Origin of the sequence: Chryseobacterium vrystaatense, from assembly GCF_000737765.1 — a bacterium.
Taxonomy (GTDB): domain Bacteria; phylum Bacteroidota; class Bacteroidia; order Flavobacteriales; family Weeksellaceae; genus Chryseobacterium; species Chryseobacterium vrystaatense.
This window is the reverse complement of the sequence record NZ_JPRI01000012.1, coordinates 271,649-293,249: the sequence shown is the minus strand read 5'-3', so window position 1 is coordinate 293,249 and position 21,601 is coordinate 271,649. Positions and strand designations below refer to the sequence as shown.

Sequence of the window (21,601 nt, the reverse complement as noted above, 5' to 3'; positions counted from 1 at the left end):
GAGTGAAGAATGAAAAATGAATTCTTATGATCAGCTGGCTGAAATGTCTTCTCACTGACATAAAGTTTATTTTAAACGAAGTCTTTGCATCTTCTGCAGTATCTAAAAGTATTACTAAACAGGCAAGTGAAAAAATGAAATCGGAAAAAACTTCAAAACCCTCCGAGACAAAAGGAAAGAAGTCCTTCGTCATAAGAATCGATGAATCTACTTATAAGATGGTGGAGAAGTGGGCTAATGACGAATTCAGGAGTGTGAATGGGCAGATTGAATATCTGCTTCATCAAAGCCTGGTCAATTCAGGGAGGAAAAAGAAAGACGAAGAAGCATAGGATATACTATGGGTGAAAGGTAGCATGACAATGAGATGTTGGCTGTCACCGATTCAATAGAATAACCAAACATTTCTAATTCAATTAACCTTACTAACGAAGAAAGCAGAGAAAATTTCTCTGCTTTTTTATTTTTAATATACCAGCTGTTTATTGAAATAGTGTTGAAAAGTAATTGCTGATTACAGTCCAGAAATTTTTACCAAGAAAATAAATAAGAGTCGATGTAATGATTCCCTTTACTGTGAAGAATATAATACCGCCAACACCAAACTTCTTAACCAGACTCTTCCATTTGGAGCTTTTTTTTTCTTCACCTGCATTATTATTCTCTACTGTATTATTATTTTCCATTTCTGAAATTCAAAAGATTACGTTACAAAGATAATCATGTTTATAATTAGTCCAAATAAAAAAGTACGTTAAAAATTAAAATTTTGAGGTTCGCATAATATTTCTATCTTTAGAGGAAACGAAAAGTAACATTTTATGTCTAAAAAAGTAAAGGATTTCGGAATCGAAAAAACACTCAAAAACCTTGGTATCAAAGAAGAAAATAAGGGGACTTCAGTGGGCGGAAAATATTTTGCTTCGGGTAAAACAATAGAAAGTTTTTCTCCCGTAGATGGCAGACTAATCGCTAAAATTAAGACTTCCGGAGAAAGTGATTATGACAAGGTAATTGAGACGGCTCAGAAGGCGTTTCAGGAGTTTAGATCTATCCCTGCTCCTAAAAGAGGTGAGATCGTTAGGCAGCTTGGCCAGAAATTAAGAACATATAAAGACGACCTTGGAAAACTTGTTTCTTATGAAATGGGTAAATCCCTTCAGGAAGGTCTGGGAGAAGTTCAGGAAATGATTGATATCTGTGATTTTGCAGTAGGTGTATCAAGACAGCTTCATGGGTATACGATGCATTCAGAAAGACCTGGTCACAGAATGTACGAACAGTATCATCCGCTTGGAGTTGTAGGTATCATTACCGCTTTCAACTTCCCGGTTGCCGTATGGGCATGGAATACGGCTCTTGCATGGATTTGCGGAAACGTTACAATCTGGAAGCCATCAGAAAAAACACCATTATGCGCTATCGCGTGCCAGAATATTATGGCTGAAGTAATAAAGGAAAATAATCTTCCTGAAGGTGTATCAAGCGTATTGGTTTCTGACCATGAGATCGGGCAGAAATTAGTTGATGATAAGCGTGTTTCTTTAGTTTCTTTCACAGGTTCTACAAGAGTAGGAAGAATGGTTTCTTCTAAAGTAGCAGAAAGATTTGGAAAATCTATCCTTGAATTGGGAGGAAATAATGCCATTATTATCACCAAAGATGCAGATATCGACATGTCTATCATCGGAGCCGTTTTCGGAGCCGTAGGTACAGCAGGACAAAGATGTACGTCTACCAGAAGACTGATTATCCATGAAAGCGTATACAACGAAGTGAAGACCAGATTGGTAAAAGCTTACGGGCAGTTGAAAATAGGAAATCCGTTGGATGAGAATAATCATGTAGGACCACTTATCGATGTGGATGCGGTTAACCAATATGAAGAGGCTATCAAGAAATGTAAGAAAGAAGGCGGAAAATTCGCTGTTGAAGGCGGTGTCTTAAGTGGAAAAGAATATGAATCAGGATGCTATGTTAAACCATGTATCGCAGAAGTTAAAAACTCTTACGAGATCGTTCAGCACGAGACTTTCGCGCCGATCTTATATCTGATCAAATACAAAACATTAGAGGAAGCAATTGCTATCCAGAATGATGTTCCTCAGGGATTGTCATCTGCTATCATGACTCAGAATCTTAGAGAAGCAGAATTATTCCTTTCTCATGCAGGTTCAGACTGCGGTATTGCCAACGTCAACATCGGAACTTCTGGTGCTGAAATCGGAGGTGCTTTTGGTGGTGAAAAAGAAACCGGAGGTGGAAGAGAATCTGGTTCGGATGTTTGGAAATACTATATGAGAAGACAAACCAACACTATAAATTATACAGCTCAGCTTCCTTTAGCACAAGGGATCAAATTCGACCTGTAAAAATTCTAATTTAAATCATTTTACCGATTTAAAAATTTAAAAATTAATAACCTGGAATGTTTAAATCTTTTTAATCATTCAATTTTTAAATCAAACACAGTTAATTATGGAACAAACAATTGATATAAAAGCAAATAAAGTAAAAGAAACAGTAGGAAGACACGTTTTGGCAGACGGCTTTGATTTTGTGATGGATATTGAAAGATCCCACGGCTCATGGCTTTATGACAAACTTACAGACAAAGAATATCTTGACATGTTCTCGATGTTTGCATCAGCGTCTGTAGGATACAATCATCCTTATCTTGTAGAAAGATCTGAATGGTTGGGAAGAATGGCTGTCAATAAGCCTACTTTGGCAGACGTGTACTCAGAAGAATATGCTCACTTTCTTGAAGTTTTCGAAAGAGTAGTGATTCCTGAAGAACTACAGTATGCTTTCTTTATTGAAGGTGGAAGTTTAGGAGTGGAAAATGCAATGAAGGCGTGCTTCGACTGGAAAACGCGAAAGAATTTTGAAAAAGGACTTCAGATAGAAGCCGGGATCTGTATTCATTTCAGACAGGCATTTCACGGAAGAAGCGGTTATACATTAAGCCTTACTAATACTTCTGACCCAAGAAAATATCAGTATTTCCCACTTTTCGACTGGCCAAGGATTTTAAATCCTAAATTGTCTTTCCCTATTACAGAGGAAAATTTAGAAGAAACAATCAAAAACGAAAGGCTGGCACTTCTTCAGATCGAAGAAGCCATTTTAATGAACCCTGATAAAGTAGCATGCATCATTATTGAGCCTATCCAGGCTGAAGGTGGTGACAACCACTTTAGAGACGAGTTCTTAATGGGATTAAGAAAACTGTGTGATCAGAATGAAATCCTGCTGATTTTTGATGAAGTTCAGACAGGTATTGCCATTACAGGGAAAATGTGGGCGTTCCAGCATTTTACAGCAAAACCGGATATCATTTCCTTTGGTAAAAAAGCACAGGTTTGTGGTGTTTTAGCGAATAAAGAAAAATTCGATGAGATTCCAAATAATGTTTTCAGAGAAAGTTCAAGAATTAACTCTACTTTCGGAGGGAACTTTATCGACATGCTTCGTTTCCAGTTGGTCATGGAAGTAATCGAAAAAGAAAATCTGGTTGAAAATGCAAGAGTGGTTGGTGATTATTTATTGGAAAGATTAAAAGAACTGGCTCAAAAATATCCTGAGAAAATTTCAAATGCAAGAGGAAGAGGTTTGATGTGTGCTATTGATCTTCCTTCAGGAGAGCAGAGAAACCATCTGATGAACGAGCTTTTCAAAGACGGATTGATCATTCTTCCATGTGGAGATCAGTCACTTCGTTTCAGACCACATCTGAATGTTACTCAGGAAGAAATTCAGTTGGCTTTAGATAAAATCGAGAGCAATCTTAATAAAATTTAAAACCAAAGATTTGTAATTTTAAAAAAAACATTGTACATTTAGATACTCAAACGATATAGAATATGGAAAGAAGTACGAGAGTATCGGTTTTTGAAAGTGATAAACCTTCAGAAATCCAGTTAATAAAGTCTAAATTGGATGATGCACAAATTACAAACAGCGTCGAAAACAGTTATCTTACCTTTACGACAACGCCTACTGCGACGTCGCTAAAAATTATGGTGGATCTGGAAGACGAGAAGAAAGCATTTGAGATAATAGATGCTTATCTTCAACAAAGTGAAAATCAATAAAACAATTTCATAATTTTAAATTTTACTACTTCGAACCGAAAATTAATTTTAATTAGTTTTCGGTTTTTTGATTCAAAAATAAAGACCCAAAATATATAAGAATCTACAGATTAGGAGATTAATGAATGAAGAGTCACTCGCCTGAATTGAAATAACGAACCTCTTTATTTTTTAATTTCTCAATTAAAAATGAACCGACAATGAATTTAGAAACTAAGCTGAGAAAAGCTGAAATTGAAGACAGAAATGTGATCTGGGAAATTATCCAGCAATCCATTGAAAGGAGAAAACAGGACGGAAGTACCCAATGGCAGAATGGTTATCCCAATATGGGAACAGTAGAAAGTGATATCGCAAAAGGTTTTGCTTATGTTCTTACCGTAGATGGTGAAATTGCCGTATATGCAGCCTTGATATTAAATGATGAGCCCGCCTACAGTACGATCGAAGGTGCCTGGTTAAGTGATGGAGAATTTGTTGTCGTGCATAGAGTAGCGGTTGATGGAAAATTTGCCGGACAGGGAATGGTGAAAAAATTGTTTGATCATATTGAAGATTTTACAAAATCCCAGGGAATTCAAAGTATAAAAGTAGATACAAATTATGATAATATCGCCATGCTGAAGATTCTTGAAAGCAAAGGATATTCTTATTGTGGAGAAGTGCTCTTGGCGGACGGAATGAGAAAGGCTTATGAGAAGATTATAATTTAGGCAAAAGGTTAAATCATTTGTCATTGAATTTTTAAAAGACTCTGTATTTATAAACTCTATCGTGTTTTGTTCGTTTAGTTCTGAACTAATTTCTACTTTTGTCAAAATTTTTATATGATGCACCAAAGTATAGAAATTGATGAGAAAATTTTTCAAGATGCCGTAAAGTTTTATGGCACCGTTTTCAACTTGCCCCCTTTAGCATCCAAGATTTATTCCTACCTTCTTTTCGATTATGAGAAAGTAGGAATTACTTTTGATGAATTTGTCGAAGTGCTTTCTGCAAGCAAAAGCTCTGTGTCCACCAGTATTTCACTGCTGCTGAATGCACAGCTCATCGTCGACCATAACAAAATGGATGAGCGAAAGCGGTATTTTTTCATCAATGACGAGTACAAGAAGATCAGATTTGAAAAAATTGTTCAAAAAATGAAGGACGAACTCAAACTGCTGGATGACCTAAACAACTTTAAAAAAAATCATGATAATGAATACAACGAAAAAATAGAAGCCTACAAAGCACTTTTAAATAAGAACATAGAAAATATTCAGGAATCTCTTAATAAACTTTAAAATGAATAATAAGCTAGTTATACTTTCTATTGCAGCGTTTTCTCTCACAGCCTGCAAAAAAGAAGCTCCAAAACAGGATGGTGCAAAACCATATCCTGTGATCAACGTGGAGGCAAAAAATATCGTAGGTTATCAGACATTTCCAGCTACCATACAAGGAAGAGTCAACAATGATGTACGTGCGAAAATACAGGGATATATCACTCAGGTTTTAGTGGATGAAGGGCAGTATGTTACAAAAGGACAGCCTTTGTTCCGTCTTGAAACCAATATTCTGACAGAAAATGCAGCCGCAGCAAAAGCTGGAATCGGTGCCGCTGAATCAACTATTGCCGCTTCACAGGCAGCGGTCAATGCAGCTCAGGTCGAAGTCAATAAATTAAAACCTTTGGTTGCCAAAAATATCATCAGTGATGTTCAGCTGCAGACCGCTCAGGCTAATTTATCTCAGGCAAAAGCCCAGTTGCAGCAGTCAATGGCAGCAAAACAGCAGGCTTCAGCCAATTATAAAGGGGTAGCCGCGAATATTGAGTATTCTGTCATTCGTGCGCCTATTTCCGGAGTTATAGGTAAACTGCCTTTAAAAGTAGGTAGCTTAGTTGGTCCGACGGATCAGACGGCATTAACTACCATTTCAGATACTTCTGAATTGTTTGCTTACTTTTCCATGAATGAAAAGGAATATTTTGATTTCCTTGAAAAATCTCCCGGAGCTACCATGTCCGAGAAAATAAAAAACCTTCCAATGGTTGAGTTACAGCTTGCCAACGGAAGTATTTATTCTGAAAAGGGAAGAATTGAAGCCATTACAGGACAAATTGATGCTACAACAGGTACTATTCAGTTCAGAGTTGCCTTCTCAAACCCTCAGAAATTATTGAGCAATGGGAACAGTGGGTCTATCAGATTGCCAAAATCTTACAATAATGTATTGGTCGTTCCTGAAAGCGCAACATACGAACAGCAGGGTATCGTGTACGTCTATAAAGTTGATAAAGGGGATACTGCGAGAAATGTTGTGATTAATGTAATCGACAGAATTGACAATATGGCTTTAATAAAATCAGGCATCAATAAAGGTGAAATGATCGTTGCTGCAGGTATCGGAGGATTAAAAACAGGAACTGCTGTGAAACCAAAACCTGTAAAAATGGATAGCCTTGTACAATCTATAAAACCGAAATTCTAGCATGATAAAGAACTTTATTAACAGACCGGTTTTATCCACCGTAATCTCAATTTTGATTGTGATTCTCGGTGTTTTGGGATTAATTTCCCTGCCAGTCACACAGTATCCCGATATTGCTCCTCCCACAGTAAGCGTTTCAGCAAACTATACAGGAGCCAATGCGGAAACTGTGATGAAGAGTGTTGTAGTACCTTTGGAAGAACAGATCAACGGGGTGGAAGGAATGGATTACATTACTTCGAGTGCAGGAAATGACGGTTCAGCACAGATCCAGGTGTTCTTTAAACAGGGAATTGATCCGGATATTGCTGCCGTAAACGTACAAAACCGTGTTACGAGAGCAACACCGTTACTTCCAAGTGAGGTAACCCGTTCCGGAGTTGTCACACAGAAACAGCAGACGAGTGCCTTGATGTATATGTCTTTCTATTCTGAAAATAAAGACTTAGATGATGTATACCTTCAAAACTTTTTGAATATCAATGTTATTCCAAACTTAAAAAGGATTAATGGGGTAGGTGATGCCAACGTTTTCGGAGGTAAAAACTATTCCATGAGAGTTTGGCTGGATCCTTCAAAAATGGCAGCTTACGGATTAACTCCGGATGATGTTACTGCGGCGATCAATGAGCAGAGTAGAGAAGCAGCGGCTGGTTCTATCGGACAAAACAGTGGTAGTTCTTTTGAATATATCATTAAATATGTCGGAAAATTCAACGAAAAAGACCAATATGACAATATCATTATTAAAGCGCTTCCTGACGGACAGAACTTAATGCTGAAAGATGTTGCTAAAGTTGAATTGGCAGGGCAGTCCTATTCAGGAGTCGGGGAAAACGGAAACAACCCTTCCATCAGTATGGGGATCTTCCAGACACCGGGTTCGAATGCTCAGGACATCATTAAAAATATTAAAACGTATCTAAAATCAGCTGAAGGCAGTTTTCCTGAAGGTGTAAAATATACCTTTAACTTTGATACCAACGAATTCCTGGATGCATCAATTGAAAAGGTTGTTCATACCTTAATTGAAGCCTTTATTCTGGTATTTATTGTTGTGTATATCTTCTTACAGGACTTCAGGTCCACATTAATTCCGGCGATTGCAGTTCCGGTATCGATTGTGGGTGCATTTTTCTTCCTGAATTTATTTGGATATTCATTAAACCTATTAACGTTATTTGCATTGGTACTCGCCATCGGTATTGTGGTCGATGACGCCATTGTCGTCGTCGAGGCCGTTCACGCCAAGATGGAGCACGGTATTGCTGATGCTAAAAAAGCGACTGTAGAGGCCATGGATGAGATCACAGGGGCTATTATCTCCATTACTTTGGTAATGGCGGCAGTATTCGTTCCGGTGACGTTTATTACAGGTCCAACAGGGGTGTTCTATCAGCAGTTTGGTATTACACTGATTATAGCGATTATCATTTCTGCGATTAACGCATTGACTTTAAGTCCTGTATTATGTTCGTTATTCTTAAAACCTCACTCAGAGCATCATAAAGAATATAAAAATTTAAACTTTTTACAGAAGTTTTTCTATAAATTTAATATCGCTTTCAAAACGACAACCGATCGTTACGGAAGAGGATTTGTGTTCCTGTTAAGACATAAATGGGTTACTTTAATCATTTTTGCAGTTACAGGAGGTATTTTATTCTGGGCAAGTTCTACGATGAAAAAAGGTTTTGTACCTACAGAAGACAGAGGGATCATCTTTACAGATGTACAGCTTCCTCCGGGTGCTTCCATGGAAAGAACCTATAACGTTTTGAAAACACTTCAGGCTAATGCAATGAAAGTTCCTGGAGTACAAAATGTTACGATTTCTACAGGGAGAGGTTTCCTATCAGGAAACGGTAGTAATAACGGTCTTGCTTTCATTAAGTTAAAACCATTTGACGAAAGGAAAAAAGACAATCAGACTTCTGAAGATATTACTAAAAAACTATTCGGTATTTCAGGAAAAGTTCCGGATGCGAAAGTGGTATTCTTCCAGCCTCCGAGTGTCCCTGGTTTTGGTAACAGTGCCGGTTTTGAAATGGTACTGTTAGATAAATCGGGAGGTGATTATGCTGATCTTGATGATAAAACCAATGAGTTCATCGGAAAGCTGATGCAGAGACCTGAAATTGAATTTGCTCAGTCATCATTTAATACAAAATATCCTCAGTATCAAATGGACATCAATGTTCCTTTGGCTAAACAGATGGGAGTTTCTGTAAGTACAATTTTAAGTACGATGCAGGGATATATCGGAGGAGTTTATACTGCCGACTTTACAAAATACGGAAAACAGTTCAGGGTAATGGTGCAGGCGCTTCCTGAAAACAGACAAAACATCAATAATTTAAATGAATTATATGTAAGAACTGCTTCCGGAGTAATGTCACCGATTTCTCAGTTTGTAACGCTGAAAAAGGCATACGGTCCGCAGTCTGTAAGCCGATACAACCTGTTTACTTCTGTGAAGATTACAGGAGCCAATTCTGCAGGATTCAGTTCAGGGGATGCTATTACGGCAGTACAGGATGTTGCAAAAGAAACTTTAAATCAAAATTATGATGTAGAGTTTACCGGGTTAACAAGAGAAGAATTGAATTCAGGATCTCAAACACTTTTGATCTTTGGATTGAGTTTAATCTTCGTTTACTTCATTCTTTCTGCTCAGTATGAAAGTTATATCCTTCCTTTGGTTGTGGTAATTTCTCTTCCTCTTGGGGTAATGGGAGCCTATTTTGGACAAAAAATAATGGGCTTGGAAAACAATATTTATTTCCAGATCGCTTTGATTATGCTTGTCGGGTTGCTCGCGAAAAATGCAATTTTGATTATCGAATTTGCGGTTCAGAGAAGGCATCATGGTGAAACCATTGTTATGTCTGCCATCAATGCTGCAAAAGCCAGATTAAGACCAATTTTGATGACATCATTTGCGTTCATCTTTGGTTTATTACCATTGGTTTTAGCCAGCGGAATTGGTGCGGTAGGGAACAGATCTATTGCAACGGGGGCTGCAATCGGGTTATTGATAGGTACTATTTTAGGACTTATTGTAATTCCTGTTTTGTATGTCATGTTCCAGACTTTGCAGGAAAAAGTGAAGCCGCTTAAAAAAGAAGACATCAATTTAGCAGAATAAATTTAAGTAGGGAAGTCAGAGGCTGGGTATTGGAAAATTAATTCTGATATCAAGCTTCTAACCTCTACTATCTAATTTCTAATTAAAAACAATGAAGAGTTTATTAAACATCATAAAAGGAATCACTTTTTCAGCTGTCATACTTGGCTCCATCACATCGTGTATGGCCAGAAAAGAATATGAGAGACCGAAAAGTGTTGTGGACGAAAAGCTTTTCCGTACCGATATGCTTCCTTCTGACAGTGCCAATATCGCGAACATTTCCTGGAAAGAAATTTTCACAGATCCTATACTGCAGGGACATATTTCTAAAGCTCTAGACAACAACTTAGATATAAGAATTGCCCTGCAGAGCATTATTTCTGCAGAGGCCTTCTTAAAGCAGAGCAAGGCTGCTTATGCTCCTACATTAACGGTTGGGCCCGGCTATACTTTCCAGACCCAGTCTTTAAATACTCAGACCGGACGACTGTTTGGAGACAGAAGGTATATCAACCAGCTTGATATTACAGCTAGTATTGGCTGGGAAGCTGATATTTGGGGGAAAATGAAAGCTCAGGAAAAAGCCCAGGTGGCAACGTATCTGGGAACGGTTGCAGCCCATAAAGCAGTAAAAAGCGACTTAATCTCATCTATTGCTTCCTCATATTATCAATTGTTGACTTATGATGCTCAGAAGAAAATTATAACAGAAACGATTGCCGTTCGTGAGAAGAATTTAGAAACTACAAAAGCCTTAAAAGCTGCGGGAACATTAACGGAAGTTGCTGTTCAGCAGAGTGAGGCCCTTGTTTTCAATGCCAAGTCTCTGTTAATTGATACAGATACCCAGATTCAACTGTTGGAAAATACGATGAGCCTGCTGATGGGAGAACCCTCACATGCCATTGAAAGGTCTACACTGGAAACTCAAAATGTTCCGATTGATTTAAGATTGGGATATCCTGCCCAGTTACTGGCAAACCGTCCGGATGTAATGAGAGCAGAATATAATCTGATGAATGCTTTCGAACTGACCAACTCAGCTAAAGCTCAGTTTTATCCAACTTTAAAGATTACAGGAAACGGAGGAATTCAGTCTCTGGATATTGATCATTTGTTCAGTGTAAATTCATTATTTGCAAGTGTAGTAGGTGGTTTGGCTCAGCCGATCTTAAATAAAAGAACGATCAGAACCAATTACGAAGTAAGTTTGGCGAATCAGGAAACTGCGTATTTAAACTTTAGAAAAACGGTTCTTACAGCTGGAAAAGAAGTTTCAGATGCTATCAGAGTTTTCTCTGTTCAGGATTCGTATATTGATTTGAAAGAGAAGGAACTGAAGGCCTACAAGAATTCTGTTGAATATTCTCAGGAATTAGTCAACTATGGTATGGCCAATTATCTGGAAGTATTAAATGCAAGTGTGAATTCATTAAACGCAGAGTTGAATATCTCCAATGCGGAATACAATAAAATGAAAGCTGCCGTAGAGCTTTATCAGGCTCTTGGCGGGGGATGGAAATAAACTGTTTTCATTCAGTCAGTATAAAAAACGTATGTCAGAAATGGCGTACGTTTTTTTTATTATTATATGCCCGTTGGTTAAGCTCTGGATCGCAAAAATATTGATTTGATTTTACTGTAAAATGAAAAGATTTTATCTATGATTAAATACAGGGCTTATCATGGGCTATGTCACTTATTTATTAGTTTAAAATAGGATGTTTTGTCGTCTATTCATATTTTTTCAACGGCTTTAATCCCTGTATTTAAGGCGGATATAGAAGCCTGTTAAATTTTAAAGGCTAAATTTATTTGTGTATATGTAGTAAACTACGTAGTTTTGTTCTATAAAATAACAAAGACATGAAAGTAGCTATTCAACAACTGGATAATACGTATTCGGATCAGCTGATTGATCTGATTTTAACCATTCAGCAGAAAGAATTTAATGTACCTATCACAATAGATGACCAGCCGGATCTTAAACAGATTGAAAGTTTTTATATGGTACCTGGCGGAAACTTTTGGGGAGCCTTTATTGACGGTGAACTCGTAGGTTCTATAGCCTTGGTGAAGTTTGATGAAAGGGAAGGAGCGGTGAGAAAGATGTTCGTTAAAAAAGAATTCAGAGGAAAGGAACTTAATATCGCCCAGGAATTGTTGGAGGTTTTAATTGTTTTCTGCCGTGAAAATGGAATAGATCACATATATTTAGGAACTGTAAATGTATTGAAAGCGGCAATGCGATTTTATGAAAGGAATCATTTTGTACAGGTAGAAAAAGAAAATCTTCCGGCACGTTTTCCGTTGATGAATGCAGATAATGTTTTCTACTCTTTAAATATAAACCAGACGTTATGAATATCATAGATGAATCGGGGATTTTGGCAATATCCACCAGACTTCAGCGTCTCAGCGAGCAACTGAGGAAGGATGGTGCTATGATCTATAAATCCTTCGGAATTGATTTTGAACCCAAATGGTTTCCGGTAATCTTTACGTTACATCACAAAAAAATGCTTAGTGTAGTGGAAATTGCAAACGAAATAGGATATACTCATCCATCGACTATAAGCCTTCTTAAAGAACTGGAAAAACAAAAACTGATTCAGTCTAAGAAAGACAAACAGGATGAGCGGAGAAGATTGATCATACTGTCTCCAAAAGGTATTGAATTGATCGAAAAAATGAAGCCGGTTTGGGAACTGGTATCCAAAGTGCTTGGCGAGATTGCCGATAACCAAAATCATCTTCTGTCTGCTATCAATGAAGCAGAAGCAAAAATTGCGGAGCAGTCTTTTTATCAGAGGGCATTACAACTTAAAAATTCTCAGTAAAAATATAATAATGGCAGTCAGAAAAGCAATTTCAGAAGATCTTCTTCAGGCAGTTCAGGTACTGGAAGAAGTAAAAGCTCATATGCTCAATGAAGGAATTGATCAATGGGATCAGGAATACCCAAATAAAATGGTAATGGCAGAGGATATTGAGAAAGAAGAAGGATTTGTTTATGAAGAGGAGGGAGACTTGTTAGCCTATATGGCGCTTAATGAATGGTGTGATGAAGAGTACAACGATCTAAGTTGGAAAACACCGGAACCATTTATTGTTATTCACCGCTTATTTGTAAAACCTAGTGCTCAGGGAAAAGGAATTTCAAGCAAAATGATCCGATTTGCGGAGCAGTATGCCCTTGAACATCAATATCAGTCCATCAGGTTTGATGCTTTTTCGTTGAATGATACAGCTAATGCAGTTTATCTTAAAAAAGGGTATGAACTTGTAGGAACTGTGCGTTTTCGAAAAGGCATATTCAATTGCTATGAAAAAGCAACGGAAAGAAGAGATTAATTTATCAGTAAGGAAAGAGTCATACTAAATACTACTTTATATTAAACAAAATAGCAGCGAATATTACTATTCCCTGCTATATATTATATGAAAGAAAAAGCTTAATAATTAAGCTTTTTTTTAAATTTAAGCTACACGTACGTTAACTGCGTTAACGCCTTTTGCGCCGTTTTGTAAATCGAATGTTACGACATCATTTTCACGGATATTATCTACTAAACCTGAAGTATGTACGAAAACGTCCTGACCTCCATTTGAAGGTGTAATAAAACCAAATCCTTTTGTCTCGTTAAAGAATTTTACTGTTCCTTGTTGCATTGTATTGTATTATAAATTGTTGTATTAAATGATCTTTTTGGCTGCTGCCATTACTGCGATGATGATAGCATCACAACAGTATTTTTAATTTAGGCTACACGCACATTAACTGCGTTCACACCTTTTGCGCCGTTTTGTAAATCGAATGTTACGACATCATTCTCACGGATACTATCTACTAAACCTGAAGTATGTACGAAAACATCCTGACCTCCATTTGAAGGTGAAATAAAACCAAATCCTTTTGTCTCGTTAAAGAATTTTACTGTTCCTTGTTGCATTGTATTGTATTATAAAATTTGTTGTATTTACTGATAATTTTGTGGCTGTTGCCATTACTGCACCGATGAATAACATCAACACAATAATAAATCGATTTGTGAACAAGAAATAATGGGGGGTAATTTTTAGAATCTTGAATGATCAAGAAGTAAAGGTACTGCACCTGTTATATTGAAGACAAAAATTAGCGGCTGAAAAAGCGAAGACTGAGCGAAAGAGTAAACTCAAAAGTTTCAGAATAAGCATTGGCAGGAGCCTGATTATTTTACAAATGTACGTATAATTAATTGAAAGATAACTATTTTTTTACGTCTTTCAGTAGAATTCTGATAAATTGGCAAAAAAGATGAGCCAAAATGTTTCTGTGATTTATGGCTGGTTTTTAGTCAGGAAGGGGATTCACTGGCTTTTTGATCTAATTATTGAATTCAAAATAATTTTAATACCCGAACGGAAATGAAAAATAAAAAACCCCGTAATTCCAATAATTACAGGGCTTAAAGCTTTCAGGGATTTTCTACATCATGAATGTGTTCCAGGGTTCCCAAATTTTATTTTTTGAGTTTGAACAGGTCAAAAGAATTGTACTGAGGATCATAACCTGTAAGAAGTTTAGTCTTTTGGATATCGAGTCGCTTATAGGTATTGTTTGAAATGGCATTCAATATTTCAAATTGTATATTTTTAGATTCTATGCATAGATGGAGGAGTTGATTCAAATCGTCAGGATGCAGATAGGCACTTAAATCCCGTGCATTCATTTCTGTAAAATCCTCCGGAAATTCATAAGCTCCGATTCTAAGGCAAATTGCGCTTAAGTCACTGCTAAAACATTGGTAGGACAGAAGAGCTTCTCCAAAACATTTGGAAATACCATATAAGTTCCCCGGTTTTACAGCCATCTCTGTATTAATTTGAATATCTTTGGGATAGCCCTCTATTGTTTGAGCACTGCTTGCATAAATGATTTTTTTACAGCCAGCCGCAATAGCAGCATCAACAATATTCTTTGTCCCAATGATATTGGCATCCAATAAGTCATTGAAATTGGCATGCAGATCGGCAATTCCGCCCAGATGAATGACAATATCTATATTTTTACAAGCCTCTGTCAGGTATTCTTTATCAGTAAGATTTCCTTTGATATATTCAATGGATGTACTTTGAACCTCAGGAAGTTGAAGATCAAAAACTCTAAATTGATATTGATCCGAAAAAGCTTTGATAAAGTGGCTTCCAATTTTTCCGGAGCCGCCGGTAATTAATATTTTGTTTTGCATGAGTATTTATTTAATAATAGAAATTTAAAATATTCAGATCATATTTAATTGAGATTGCTGGACAATTTCTATGATCTACTAAGGTGAAATGGCTATTAGTTATTGATTATTAATCAGGGTTCAGTGGCTGCTTTATCGCGACGCCTTTGATATTTCAGGAAACCTAAGTAAGCAAATGTAGCAATAACCAATTTCTTTGCCCTTATTGCTTTATTCAGTTTATTGATTATGACTTACCCTGAATTATCAGATGATAGAGGCACAGTCAAGATGGGTATGGTTCTATTGTACAGGATAATGAGCTTTAAAAAAGTGGTGAATTATAATCATTAATCCATTCATCAATTTTAAATAGCTTTACGGCCAATAAAAATTCTATCAGATATGATAAAAATGTACTTTTCAATCATGCTTTTTACCTGTGCTTTGGCTTTCTCTCAGGAAAAAAAAGAAATAAATAAATCTGTAACAGGAATACAGGCCGGTTTTATAGGGGTTGATCTTTATAATGAAACCCGTATTTCGGAGAAAATATCCCTGCGAAGTCAAATTTCATTTAACCCCTCAATCTGGGGTGGAGATTTATACAGTAGAACAGGATTTGCATTAGCTCCTTCAATTTCCATTGCTCCCAAGTACTATTATAACTTTGACAACAGGGTCGAGAATGGCAGGAATACAAAGAACAATGCTGGAAGTTTTGTATCTCTTAAGCTGGAGTACACTCCAGACCTTTTTGTCATTTCTAATGTGGATAATATTCATGTGAATGAAATGCTGGCATTAATTCCCAATTGGGGAATGCGAAGAAATTTTGCCGAAAATTTTAATTACGAGTTGAGACTGGGATTAGGATTGGGGAAAATAATCAAGGGTGGATATAATGTACAGGTAGTACCGGAAATTAGTTTTAAAGTAGGATATGATTTCTAACATTAAATAAACAACAATAAAATTCAGGGAAATAATTACACCTGTCAAGAGTTCATATATCCTCTTTAGGTTTCCAAAGAATACCGCTGAAAAACAGAAAAGAAGACCACTTAAAATGGTCTTCTTTTTTAAGAGATGATCATAACTTTGACTTCCAAAATAACAATATGAATTGATTTCTTTAAGGGTGTTTGTTCATAAGTATGAAATGATTTACGGATTTGCAGATTCATGTATCTTATCAGGAGCTAGTCAATGATGATACTTTCGAGTGCTTTTTGCATGGCATATTCTTTCACTCCGGGAACTTTTAATCCCTCAGCGCGGACTACTGTAACATCAGTCATACCGAGAAATCCAAGAAATGCCTTGAGATAAGGAGCAACAAAATCGTTGGCTTTACCTGGCCCCTCGGAATAGATTCCCCCTGAAGACATCGCGATGTAGACCTTCTTTCCGGTTACTTTACCAATAGGACCAGTTTCAGTATACCCAAATGTAATTCCGGGTCGGGTAATATGATCGATCCATGCTTTTAATGCTGAATGGATTGTGAAATTGATCAAGGGAGCACCAATAACAATGGTGTCTGCCGCTAAGAGTTGTCTGACGAGCTTATCGGAAAGACTTTTTGCTTCTTCGTCATCAGCCGGCAACTGATCGCCGGGAACAAACAGGGCATGCAGAACAGCAGGGTTTAAATGGGGTATTTCAGGATCTACCAGATTTAATTCTTCCAATGTGCTGTCCGGATACTTTTCCTGAACTTTTTTAGCAATGGCATTTCCAAGTTTAATACTATAGGAATCGTTACCCTGCAGACTTGATTTTAAATGAAGGATTTGTTTCATTAGATTTTTTGTTTTTTGCATTTACATTTAAATTATGAGCTAACTCTTTTAATATCTATCAGTGATTCCGGCAGCTCAAATTGTTAAAGCAAAGGTAGAGGAGGATCATTAAGAAAATTGGATACTTACGTCAAGGAAAGCAGTTACTTTGAGGTAAGTGCTTATCTTTGCGCTATGAAAGATATCCATGAAATACCTCTTCCAGACAAGGTTGAATGTGAGGGTTCTCTAAAAAATGTCCTCGATGCGCTGTATGTCCTGAATGGAAAATGGAAGCTTGCTCTGATCCTGTCATTGCTCGAGTCTTCCAAAAGGTTCGGAGAGATACAAAGAGACGTCGACGGTATATCGCCCAAGGTATTAAATAAGGAACTCAAAGATCTGGAACTGAACGGTTTTATTACAAGAAAGGTATATGAGACCACTCCTGTAACTATTATATATGAAGCTGAAGAATACAGCCGGACGCTGAAGGGTGTCATAAGTGAATTAAGCAGCTGGGGCGAACAGCATAGAGAGAGAATTAAGGACAGTATGAGAAACATGCTTAGCGTTTCAAATTCCCATTAACAACCATTTTTATATCAAACAAGAAAAAAATATGATCAGAAAATTATCATTATTACCCTTTTTTATTTTTAGTTCTGCTTTTTCCCAGGAAAAATATGAAGACAGTATAAAAAACATTATTGAGAAAGACTTTGTTAGCATTAAGGCGATGGATTTCAGAAATTTGGTTCCTTATAAAGCTGAAAAAGGGATGGGCTATTTAAACTCGAAAAATAATAAACTGGTTGTAAAGCCCAACTACTACCAATTAGATTTTGCCAAACCCAATTTAAGAGGGAATTATAACGATATTGCCTACTTTGAAATAAACAGCAGGACAAAAAAAATGGAAGTGTTTTTACAAAACTGGCGGATTTTTGAAGAATCCCCAAAAGAAGGTCCTATAAAAAAAGGGTATGCAAAAGGGTTTTACGTATCCAATAATTCAATTTTTTCTTTTTCACACACGTATACATACTGTCCACAATTATTTAAATACAAAAATCAGGATTTTGCGATCGCCATTAAAGATAATGCATATGCAGTTATCAATCCAGATGGTGAAACTTTAAAAAATCTGGATTTTAATTATTCACATTTAGACCTTATAGACAGCGGAAACGACAATATTTGGTTCAAATACAAGACTTTAAGTGGAGAGCTGGGTTTTATCAATATGAATGGAGAAAAAAAACTTATCAATGATATAATCAGCAATAGCAGAAGTCAGACAGAAGGTTACTTTTCTTTTGTTGATTCAGAACATTCTATAAGAAGAAAGTATTATGGATATTCTATTGAATCAAATGATGAATCGTATGGGGTATTGGACTTGTTAACAATGACCTGGCTTATTAAACCTCAGAAATTGTTTAAAATTGAAGAAATTAACTATGCAACGGATCAGAATTTGTCCGAGAAATATGATGTAGAAGATCGGAAGAACTTAAAATTTTATTTTTTGGTTAGTGATAAAGAAAAAGAAACATCATATTACATTGACGACCAATTGAAAAAATATGTTTTAAAAAAATAATTTCCAGAGTGATCACCCCTAAATAGATTTCAGACATATTCGCAGATATACTAATTTAGCAATTAATACGTTATATATACAACCCGGTAATGTACCGGAAAATCAATTCCCTTCTTATCCCAACGCCCGATTTAGCACATCTGTTTGTTCGCGTAGGTAGATCAAACAAGATATCTTATGTCACAAAAAGTAAAATTTTCATCAGCTTCCGGTTCTCATTTTTATGCAACCATAAGGAGCAGGGTCGATCAGTTTTTTAGTCAAAACCAATTAAGCCGACACGCCAATGCCCACATGTGGGGCAAGACTTTATTTTTTCTTTTGGGATTCGCCGGAATTTACCTTGTTATAATTTCGAATCTGTTGCCTTCCTGGATGCTCTTGCCTCTTGCTGGGGTTTTGGGTATGTTTAGTGCTTTTGTGGGTTTCAATGTGTGCCACGATGCGATACACGGTGCACTTTCCGGTAATAAAAATGTGAATAAACTGTTCGGGTTTATCTTTAACCTGATCGGTGCCAATCCATATGTCTGGAGCATCACCCACAATGTGGTTCATCACACCTATACAAATATCCCTGGACACGACGAAGATATTGAGGTCGCACCGGGATTGATCCGTATTGCTGAAGAAGATGAGGTTAACCGCATTCAGCGATACCAGCATTGGTATGCTTTTCCGCTTTACAGCCTGGCCTCTTTGTCATGGGTATTCCGTAAGGATTTTGTGAAATTTTTCCAGAAAAAAATAGGAGCCCACCAAAACAAACATCCTAAGCTGGAGTATTTTAACTTGTTTTTCTATAAAGCACTGTATTACTTCCTGTTTATTATATTGCCGCTATGGGTGCTTGATGTAAGCTGGTGGCAGTTTCTGATCGGCTTTCTGATTTTACATATAGCAGAGGGTTTAACGATGGGGCTTGTGTTTCAACTGGCACATGTTGTTGAAGGTACTAATTTTCCGGTACCTAACGAAACCGGGCAGATTGAAGAGGCCTGGGCAGAACATCAGATGCATACAACAGCGAATTTTGCGACGCATAATAAGCTTGCGGCATTTTTCCTTGGTGGACTGAACAGACAGATTGAACATCACCTTTTTCCTAAAGTCTGCCACATCCATTATGGGGAGATCTCTGTTATTGTGAAGAAGACCGCGATGGAGTTCAATTTGCCTTATATTGAAAATGAGAGCTTTATATCTGCATTGAGATCCCATTTTCTGACACTGAAAAAATTTGGTAAAGAGGCAAAGACCAATTTGCCATAGCAGGTCTGATGACTTTTTGAGCCCTATAGCAGAATCAGCTAAACCAGCAGACTCCCTCCATCAGCCACGACAATCTGTCCGGTGGTGAAACCTGCCCGCATCAGGTACAGATAAGCTTCAGCAATTTCATTGGCGTTGCCGACCCTCCCTGTGAGTAATTTGCTTCCAATCTTGTTGTAGAGCTCTTCTCTGCCGGCAGCGGACATATTTTCTAAGAGGTTTGTCCTGACGGTTCCTGCACAAACGGCATTAACTCTTACAGGGGCAAGTTCAATGGCCAATGCACGGGTAAGTCCTTCAACAGCACTGGCCATCGCTGCAATTACAGCTGTGCCTACCCTGGGCTTTCTTCCAAGTGCGCCGGTTGTTAAAATAACTGATCCATCTTTTCTTATCATCGGCAGGGCATACTTTACCGCCATTATTGCTCCCCAGAAACGTACATTAATGGACTTTTTTGCTTCTTCAATGTTCAACTCTGATAATTCTTTAAAACTTAGCTGATCACCTGCTGTAAAAATGAGGTGATCAAACCCGCCAATTTTTTTAAAGAGCAATTCCGTTTGCTTTTCATCTTCCAGATCAGCCGTGAATCCAGTACTTCCTTCCGGCAGTATAGATAATGCTTCATCTACCTTTTTCTGTGTGCTGGAAGCTACAACGACTAAAGCACCATATTCCGCCGCCAGTAAAGATGCCGCTAAACCGATACCGGATGTACCTCCTAATACCACCACTTTTTTACCATTCAAACTGTTCTCCATATACTTTTTTATAAATTTTGGTTTATTTTATGTTTACAATAGCAAAACTATCGATGATTCATAATAATTTTACTATTCATTACCTTTAGGATAGTTACTATAATTATGGAAAAGATTACATGTAAATCAGATGCTCTTATTAAAAGGCAATTAGCATTGAACGATGCTTTGGAATTATTAAGTGGCAAATGGAAAATCGTTCTTTTGCGAAGTCTATACCTTTCCGGAACGATGCGCTTTAAAGATTTGCTGGAAACCGTGAAGGGAATCTCTCCAAAAATATTGTCAAAGGAATTGCAGCAGTTAGAAGAAAACTTGCTGATAACCCGAACGGTAAACAAAACAAAGCCGATAACAGTATCATATACGCTGACCGATCATGCTCATGAAACTCTGCCAGTTATTCATGCTTTAATTGAATTTGGTCTAAAGCACAGAATAGAAATCAGGCAAAAACTTCTCTAAATTCTGTAGAAAATGTATAAGTGGAAGTAGAAATACAGAAAAATGAAAACCAGAATAATCAACAGCTTTGCTAAAAACGGCTATTTGCAAGATCGTTTTCACCCAATTGAACAGAATATATGTTCAAAACAAACATAAAAATAAGATCTTTCCTACATTGCTTAGGGGCTACAGTATTGTAGAATCTTTACTTTTTATGGATCAGCTGTATCCAATGAACACTGTCGTTCAAAAAAACGGACTAAGCTTGTATTGCCAAAAAATTGCGCTAAAATTATTGGTGTTAAAAAAAGGATGATGGCCATATAAAAATAAAAAACCTGTAATTATTAATAATTACAGGTTTTAAAGGCTTTTCAAGCATTTTAATGACGTTTTAAACGTCTGCTCTGTGGAGAATACGGGATTCGAACCCGTGACCTTTTGACTGCCAGTCAAACGCGCTAGCCAACTGCGCCAATCCCCCTACTTTTTTAAAGCGGTACAAAAGTAAGTATTTAAAGTACATTTCCAAATATTTTATTGATTTTTTTTGCTTCTTTATTTTTCTTTGTCAGTTGGTAGAGCATAACAGACGTAAAAACAAAAATATAGAGGCAAAGACGAACCGCATAAATAATATGATAATCATAGCTTAGATGCATATAGAAAAATTCCTTTTGATTTTCAATCCCGGTTCTTTTTTATATATAAAAAAAACGTGAGCCATCACTGATTATCAGGATAGCCCACTTTTAAAGAAATCTATTTGAAAAAACTACTTTTTATTTGTTTTGGTTACCACAGCTTGTAACG

23 protein-coding genes and 1 tRNA gene are annotated in these 21,601 nt (G+C 36.9%); 17 read left to right on the top strand and 7 right to left on the bottom strand.

What is annotated here, in order from left to right; genetic code table 11:
- Window positions 1-26 precede the first annotated feature (26 nt).
- Window positions 27-332 carry a hypothetical protein gene (locus IW16_RS27250; protein WP_034750598.1) on the top strand — a complete coding sequence of 102 codons (306 nt, stop codon included), beginning with the start codon at window positions 27-29 and terminating at the stop codon, window positions 330-332.
- Between the two features lie 150 nt (window positions 333-482).
- Here the strand turns inward: IW16_RS27250 and IW16_RS23635 are convergent, their stop codons facing one another.
- Window positions 483-686, bottom strand: coding sequence for a hypothetical protein (locus tag IW16_RS23635; RefSeq protein ID WP_034750596.1), 204 nt, complete (start codon window positions 684-686; stop codon window positions 483-485).
- A gap of 135 nt (window positions 687-821) precedes the next feature.
- Here IW16_RS23635 and amaB point away from each other — a divergent pair, with 135 nt between their 5' ends.
- The 11 genes from amaB (at window position 822) to IW16_RS23580 (ending at window position 13,056) form a co-directional block, all read left to right on the top strand.
- Window positions 822-2,372: an L-piperidine-6-carboxylate dehydrogenase gene (gene amaB, locus IW16_RS23630; protein ID WP_034750594.1), complete on the top strand. Its 1,551-nt coding sequence runs from the start codon at window positions 822-824 to the stop codon at window positions 2,370-2,372.
- Between the two features lie 106 nt (window positions 2,373-2,478).
- On the top strand, window positions 2,479-3,804 hold the full coding sequence (lat, locus tag IW16_RS23625) for an L-lysine 6-transaminase (RefSeq protein ID WP_034750592.1): 1,326 nt from the start codon (window positions 2,479-2,481) through the stop codon (window positions 3,802-3,804).
- Between the two features lie 62 nt (window positions 3,805-3,866).
- Window positions 3,867-4,097, top strand: coding sequence for a DUF2007 domain-containing protein (locus tag IW16_RS23620; protein ID WP_034750588.1), 231 nt, complete (start codon window positions 3,867-3,869; stop codon window positions 4,095-4,097).
- Window positions 4,098-4,297: 200 nt separating this feature from the next.
- Window positions 4,298-4,810: a GNAT family N-acetyltransferase gene (locus IW16_RS23615; protein WP_034750585.1), complete on the top strand. Its 513-nt coding sequence runs from the start codon at window positions 4,298-4,300 to the stop codon at window positions 4,808-4,810.
- A gap of 114 nt (window positions 4,811-4,924) precedes the next feature.
- Window positions 4,925-5,383 carry a P-loop NTPase family protein gene (locus IW16_RS23610; protein ID WP_223878146.1) on the top strand — a complete coding sequence of 153 codons (459 nt, stop codon included), beginning with the start codon at window positions 4,925-4,927 and terminating at the stop codon, window positions 5,381-5,383.
- A 1-nt stretch (window position 5,384) separates the two neighbouring features.
- Entirely contained in the window at window positions 5,385-6,572 is a 1,188-nt protein-coding gene (locus IW16_RS23605; protein WP_034750579.1) for an efflux RND transporter periplasmic adaptor subunit, read from the top strand.
- A gap of 1 nt (window position 6,573) precedes the next feature.
- Complete coding sequence (locus IW16_RS23600; RefSeq protein WP_034750576.1) at window positions 6,574-9,720, top strand: efflux RND transporter permease subunit; 3,147 nt, start codon at window positions 6,574-6,576, stop codon at window positions 9,718-9,720.
- 91 nt (window positions 9,721-9,811) lie between these two features.
- On the top strand, window positions 9,812-11,227 hold the full coding sequence (locus tag IW16_RS23595; protein WP_034750573.1) for an efflux transporter outer membrane subunit: 1,416 nt from the start codon (window positions 9,812-9,814) through the stop codon (window positions 11,225-11,227).
- A gap of 341 nt (window positions 11,228-11,568) precedes the next feature.
- A complete protein-coding gene (locus IW16_RS23590; protein WP_034750570.1) occupies window positions 11,569-12,066 on the top strand; it encodes a GNAT family N-acetyltransferase in 498 nt (165 codons plus the stop codon).
- Window positions 12,063-12,542, top strand: coding sequence for a MarR family winged helix-turn-helix transcriptional regulator (locus IW16_RS23585; RefSeq protein ID WP_034750567.1), 480 nt, complete (start codon window positions 12,063-12,065; stop codon window positions 12,540-12,542). The genes IW16_RS23590 and IW16_RS23585 overlap by 4 nt, the downstream gene beginning before the upstream one ends.
- 10 nt (window positions 12,543-12,552) lie before the next feature.
- Complete coding sequence (locus tag IW16_RS23580) at window positions 12,553-13,056, top strand: GNAT family N-acetyltransferase (protein ID WP_034750564.1); 504 nt, start codon at window positions 12,553-12,555, stop codon at window positions 13,054-13,056.
- Window positions 13,057-13,182: 126 nt separating this feature from the next.
- Here the strand turns inward: IW16_RS23580 and IW16_RS23575 are convergent, their stop codons facing one another.
- The 3 genes from IW16_RS23575 to IW16_RS23565 form a co-directional block, all read right to left on the bottom strand.
- Window positions 13,183-13,374 carry a cold-shock protein gene (locus IW16_RS23575; RefSeq protein ID WP_034750561.1) on the bottom strand — a complete coding sequence of 64 codons (192 nt, stop codon included), beginning with the start codon at window positions 13,372-13,374 and terminating at the stop codon, window positions 13,183-13,185.
- Window positions 13,375-13,463: 89 nt separating this feature from the next.
- Window positions 13,464-13,655: a cold-shock protein gene (locus tag IW16_RS23570; protein ID WP_034750558.1), complete on the bottom strand. Its 192-nt coding sequence runs from the start codon at window positions 13,653-13,655 to the stop codon at window positions 13,464-13,466.
- Window positions 13,656-14,207: 552 nt separating this feature from the next.
- Window positions 14,208-14,936, bottom strand: a complete 729-nt coding sequence (locus IW16_RS23565) for an NAD-dependent epimerase/dehydratase family protein (protein ID WP_034750555.1) — start codon at window positions 14,934-14,936, stop codon at window positions 14,208-14,210.
- A 384-nt stretch (window positions 14,937-15,320) separates the two neighbouring features.
- Here IW16_RS23565 and IW16_RS23560 point away from each other — a divergent pair, with 384 nt between their 5' ends.
- On the top strand, window positions 15,321-15,869 hold the full coding sequence (locus IW16_RS23560) for a hypothetical protein (RefSeq protein ID WP_034750553.1): 549 nt from the start codon (window positions 15,321-15,323) through the stop codon (window positions 15,867-15,869).
- Window positions 15,870-16,117: 248 nt separating this feature from the next.
- On the opposite strand, the gene IW16_RS23555 is transcribed toward IW16_RS23560, so the two are convergent.
- Window positions 16,118-16,720, bottom strand: a complete 603-nt coding sequence (locus IW16_RS23555) for an FMN-dependent NADH-azoreductase (RefSeq protein WP_034751364.1) — start codon at window positions 16,718-16,720, stop codon at window positions 16,118-16,120.
- 117 nt (window positions 16,721-16,837) lie between these two features.
- Between IW16_RS23555 and IW16_RS23550 the strand changes: the two genes are divergently transcribed.
- The 3 genes from IW16_RS23550 to IW16_RS23540 all read left to right on the top strand — a co-directional run bounded on the left by IW16_RS23550 (window position 16,838) and on the right by IW16_RS23540 (window position 19,577).
- Complete coding sequence (locus IW16_RS23550; protein WP_228376986.1) at window positions 16,838-17,290, top strand: winged helix-turn-helix transcriptional regulator; 453 nt, start codon at window positions 16,838-16,840, stop codon at window positions 17,288-17,290.
- Between the two features lie 31 nt (window positions 17,291-17,321).
- Window positions 17,322-18,305 carry a hypothetical protein gene (locus IW16_RS23545; protein ID WP_034750548.1) on the top strand — a complete coding sequence of 328 codons (984 nt, stop codon included), beginning with the start codon at window positions 17,322-17,324 and terminating at the stop codon, window positions 18,303-18,305.
- A 177-nt stretch (window positions 18,306-18,482) separates the two neighbouring features.
- Entirely contained in the window at window positions 18,483-19,577 is a 1,095-nt protein-coding gene (locus IW16_RS23540; RefSeq protein WP_034750545.1) for a fatty acid desaturase family protein, read from the top strand.
- 38 nt (window positions 19,578-19,615) lie between these two features.
- On the opposite strand, the gene IW16_RS23535 is transcribed toward IW16_RS23540, so the two are convergent.
- Entirely contained in the window at window positions 19,616-20,341 is a 726-nt protein-coding gene (locus IW16_RS23535) for an SDR family oxidoreductase (RefSeq protein ID WP_034750543.1), read from the bottom strand.
- A gap of 105 nt (window positions 20,342-20,446) precedes the next feature.
- Here IW16_RS23535 and IW16_RS23530 point away from each other — a divergent pair, with 105 nt between their 5' ends.
- Window positions 20,447-20,806 (top strand): winged helix-turn-helix transcriptional regulator, encoded by a 360-nt coding sequence (locus IW16_RS23530; RefSeq protein ID WP_034750540.1) that lies wholly within the window; start codon window positions 20,447-20,449, stop codon window positions 20,804-20,806.
- A 392-nt stretch (window positions 20,807-21,198) separates the two neighbouring features.
- Here the strand turns inward: IW16_RS23530 and IW16_RS23525 are convergent.
- A tRNA-Ala gene (locus tag IW16_RS23525) sits at window positions 21,199-21,272 on the bottom strand.
- Window positions 21,273-21,601 lie beyond the last annotated feature (329 nt).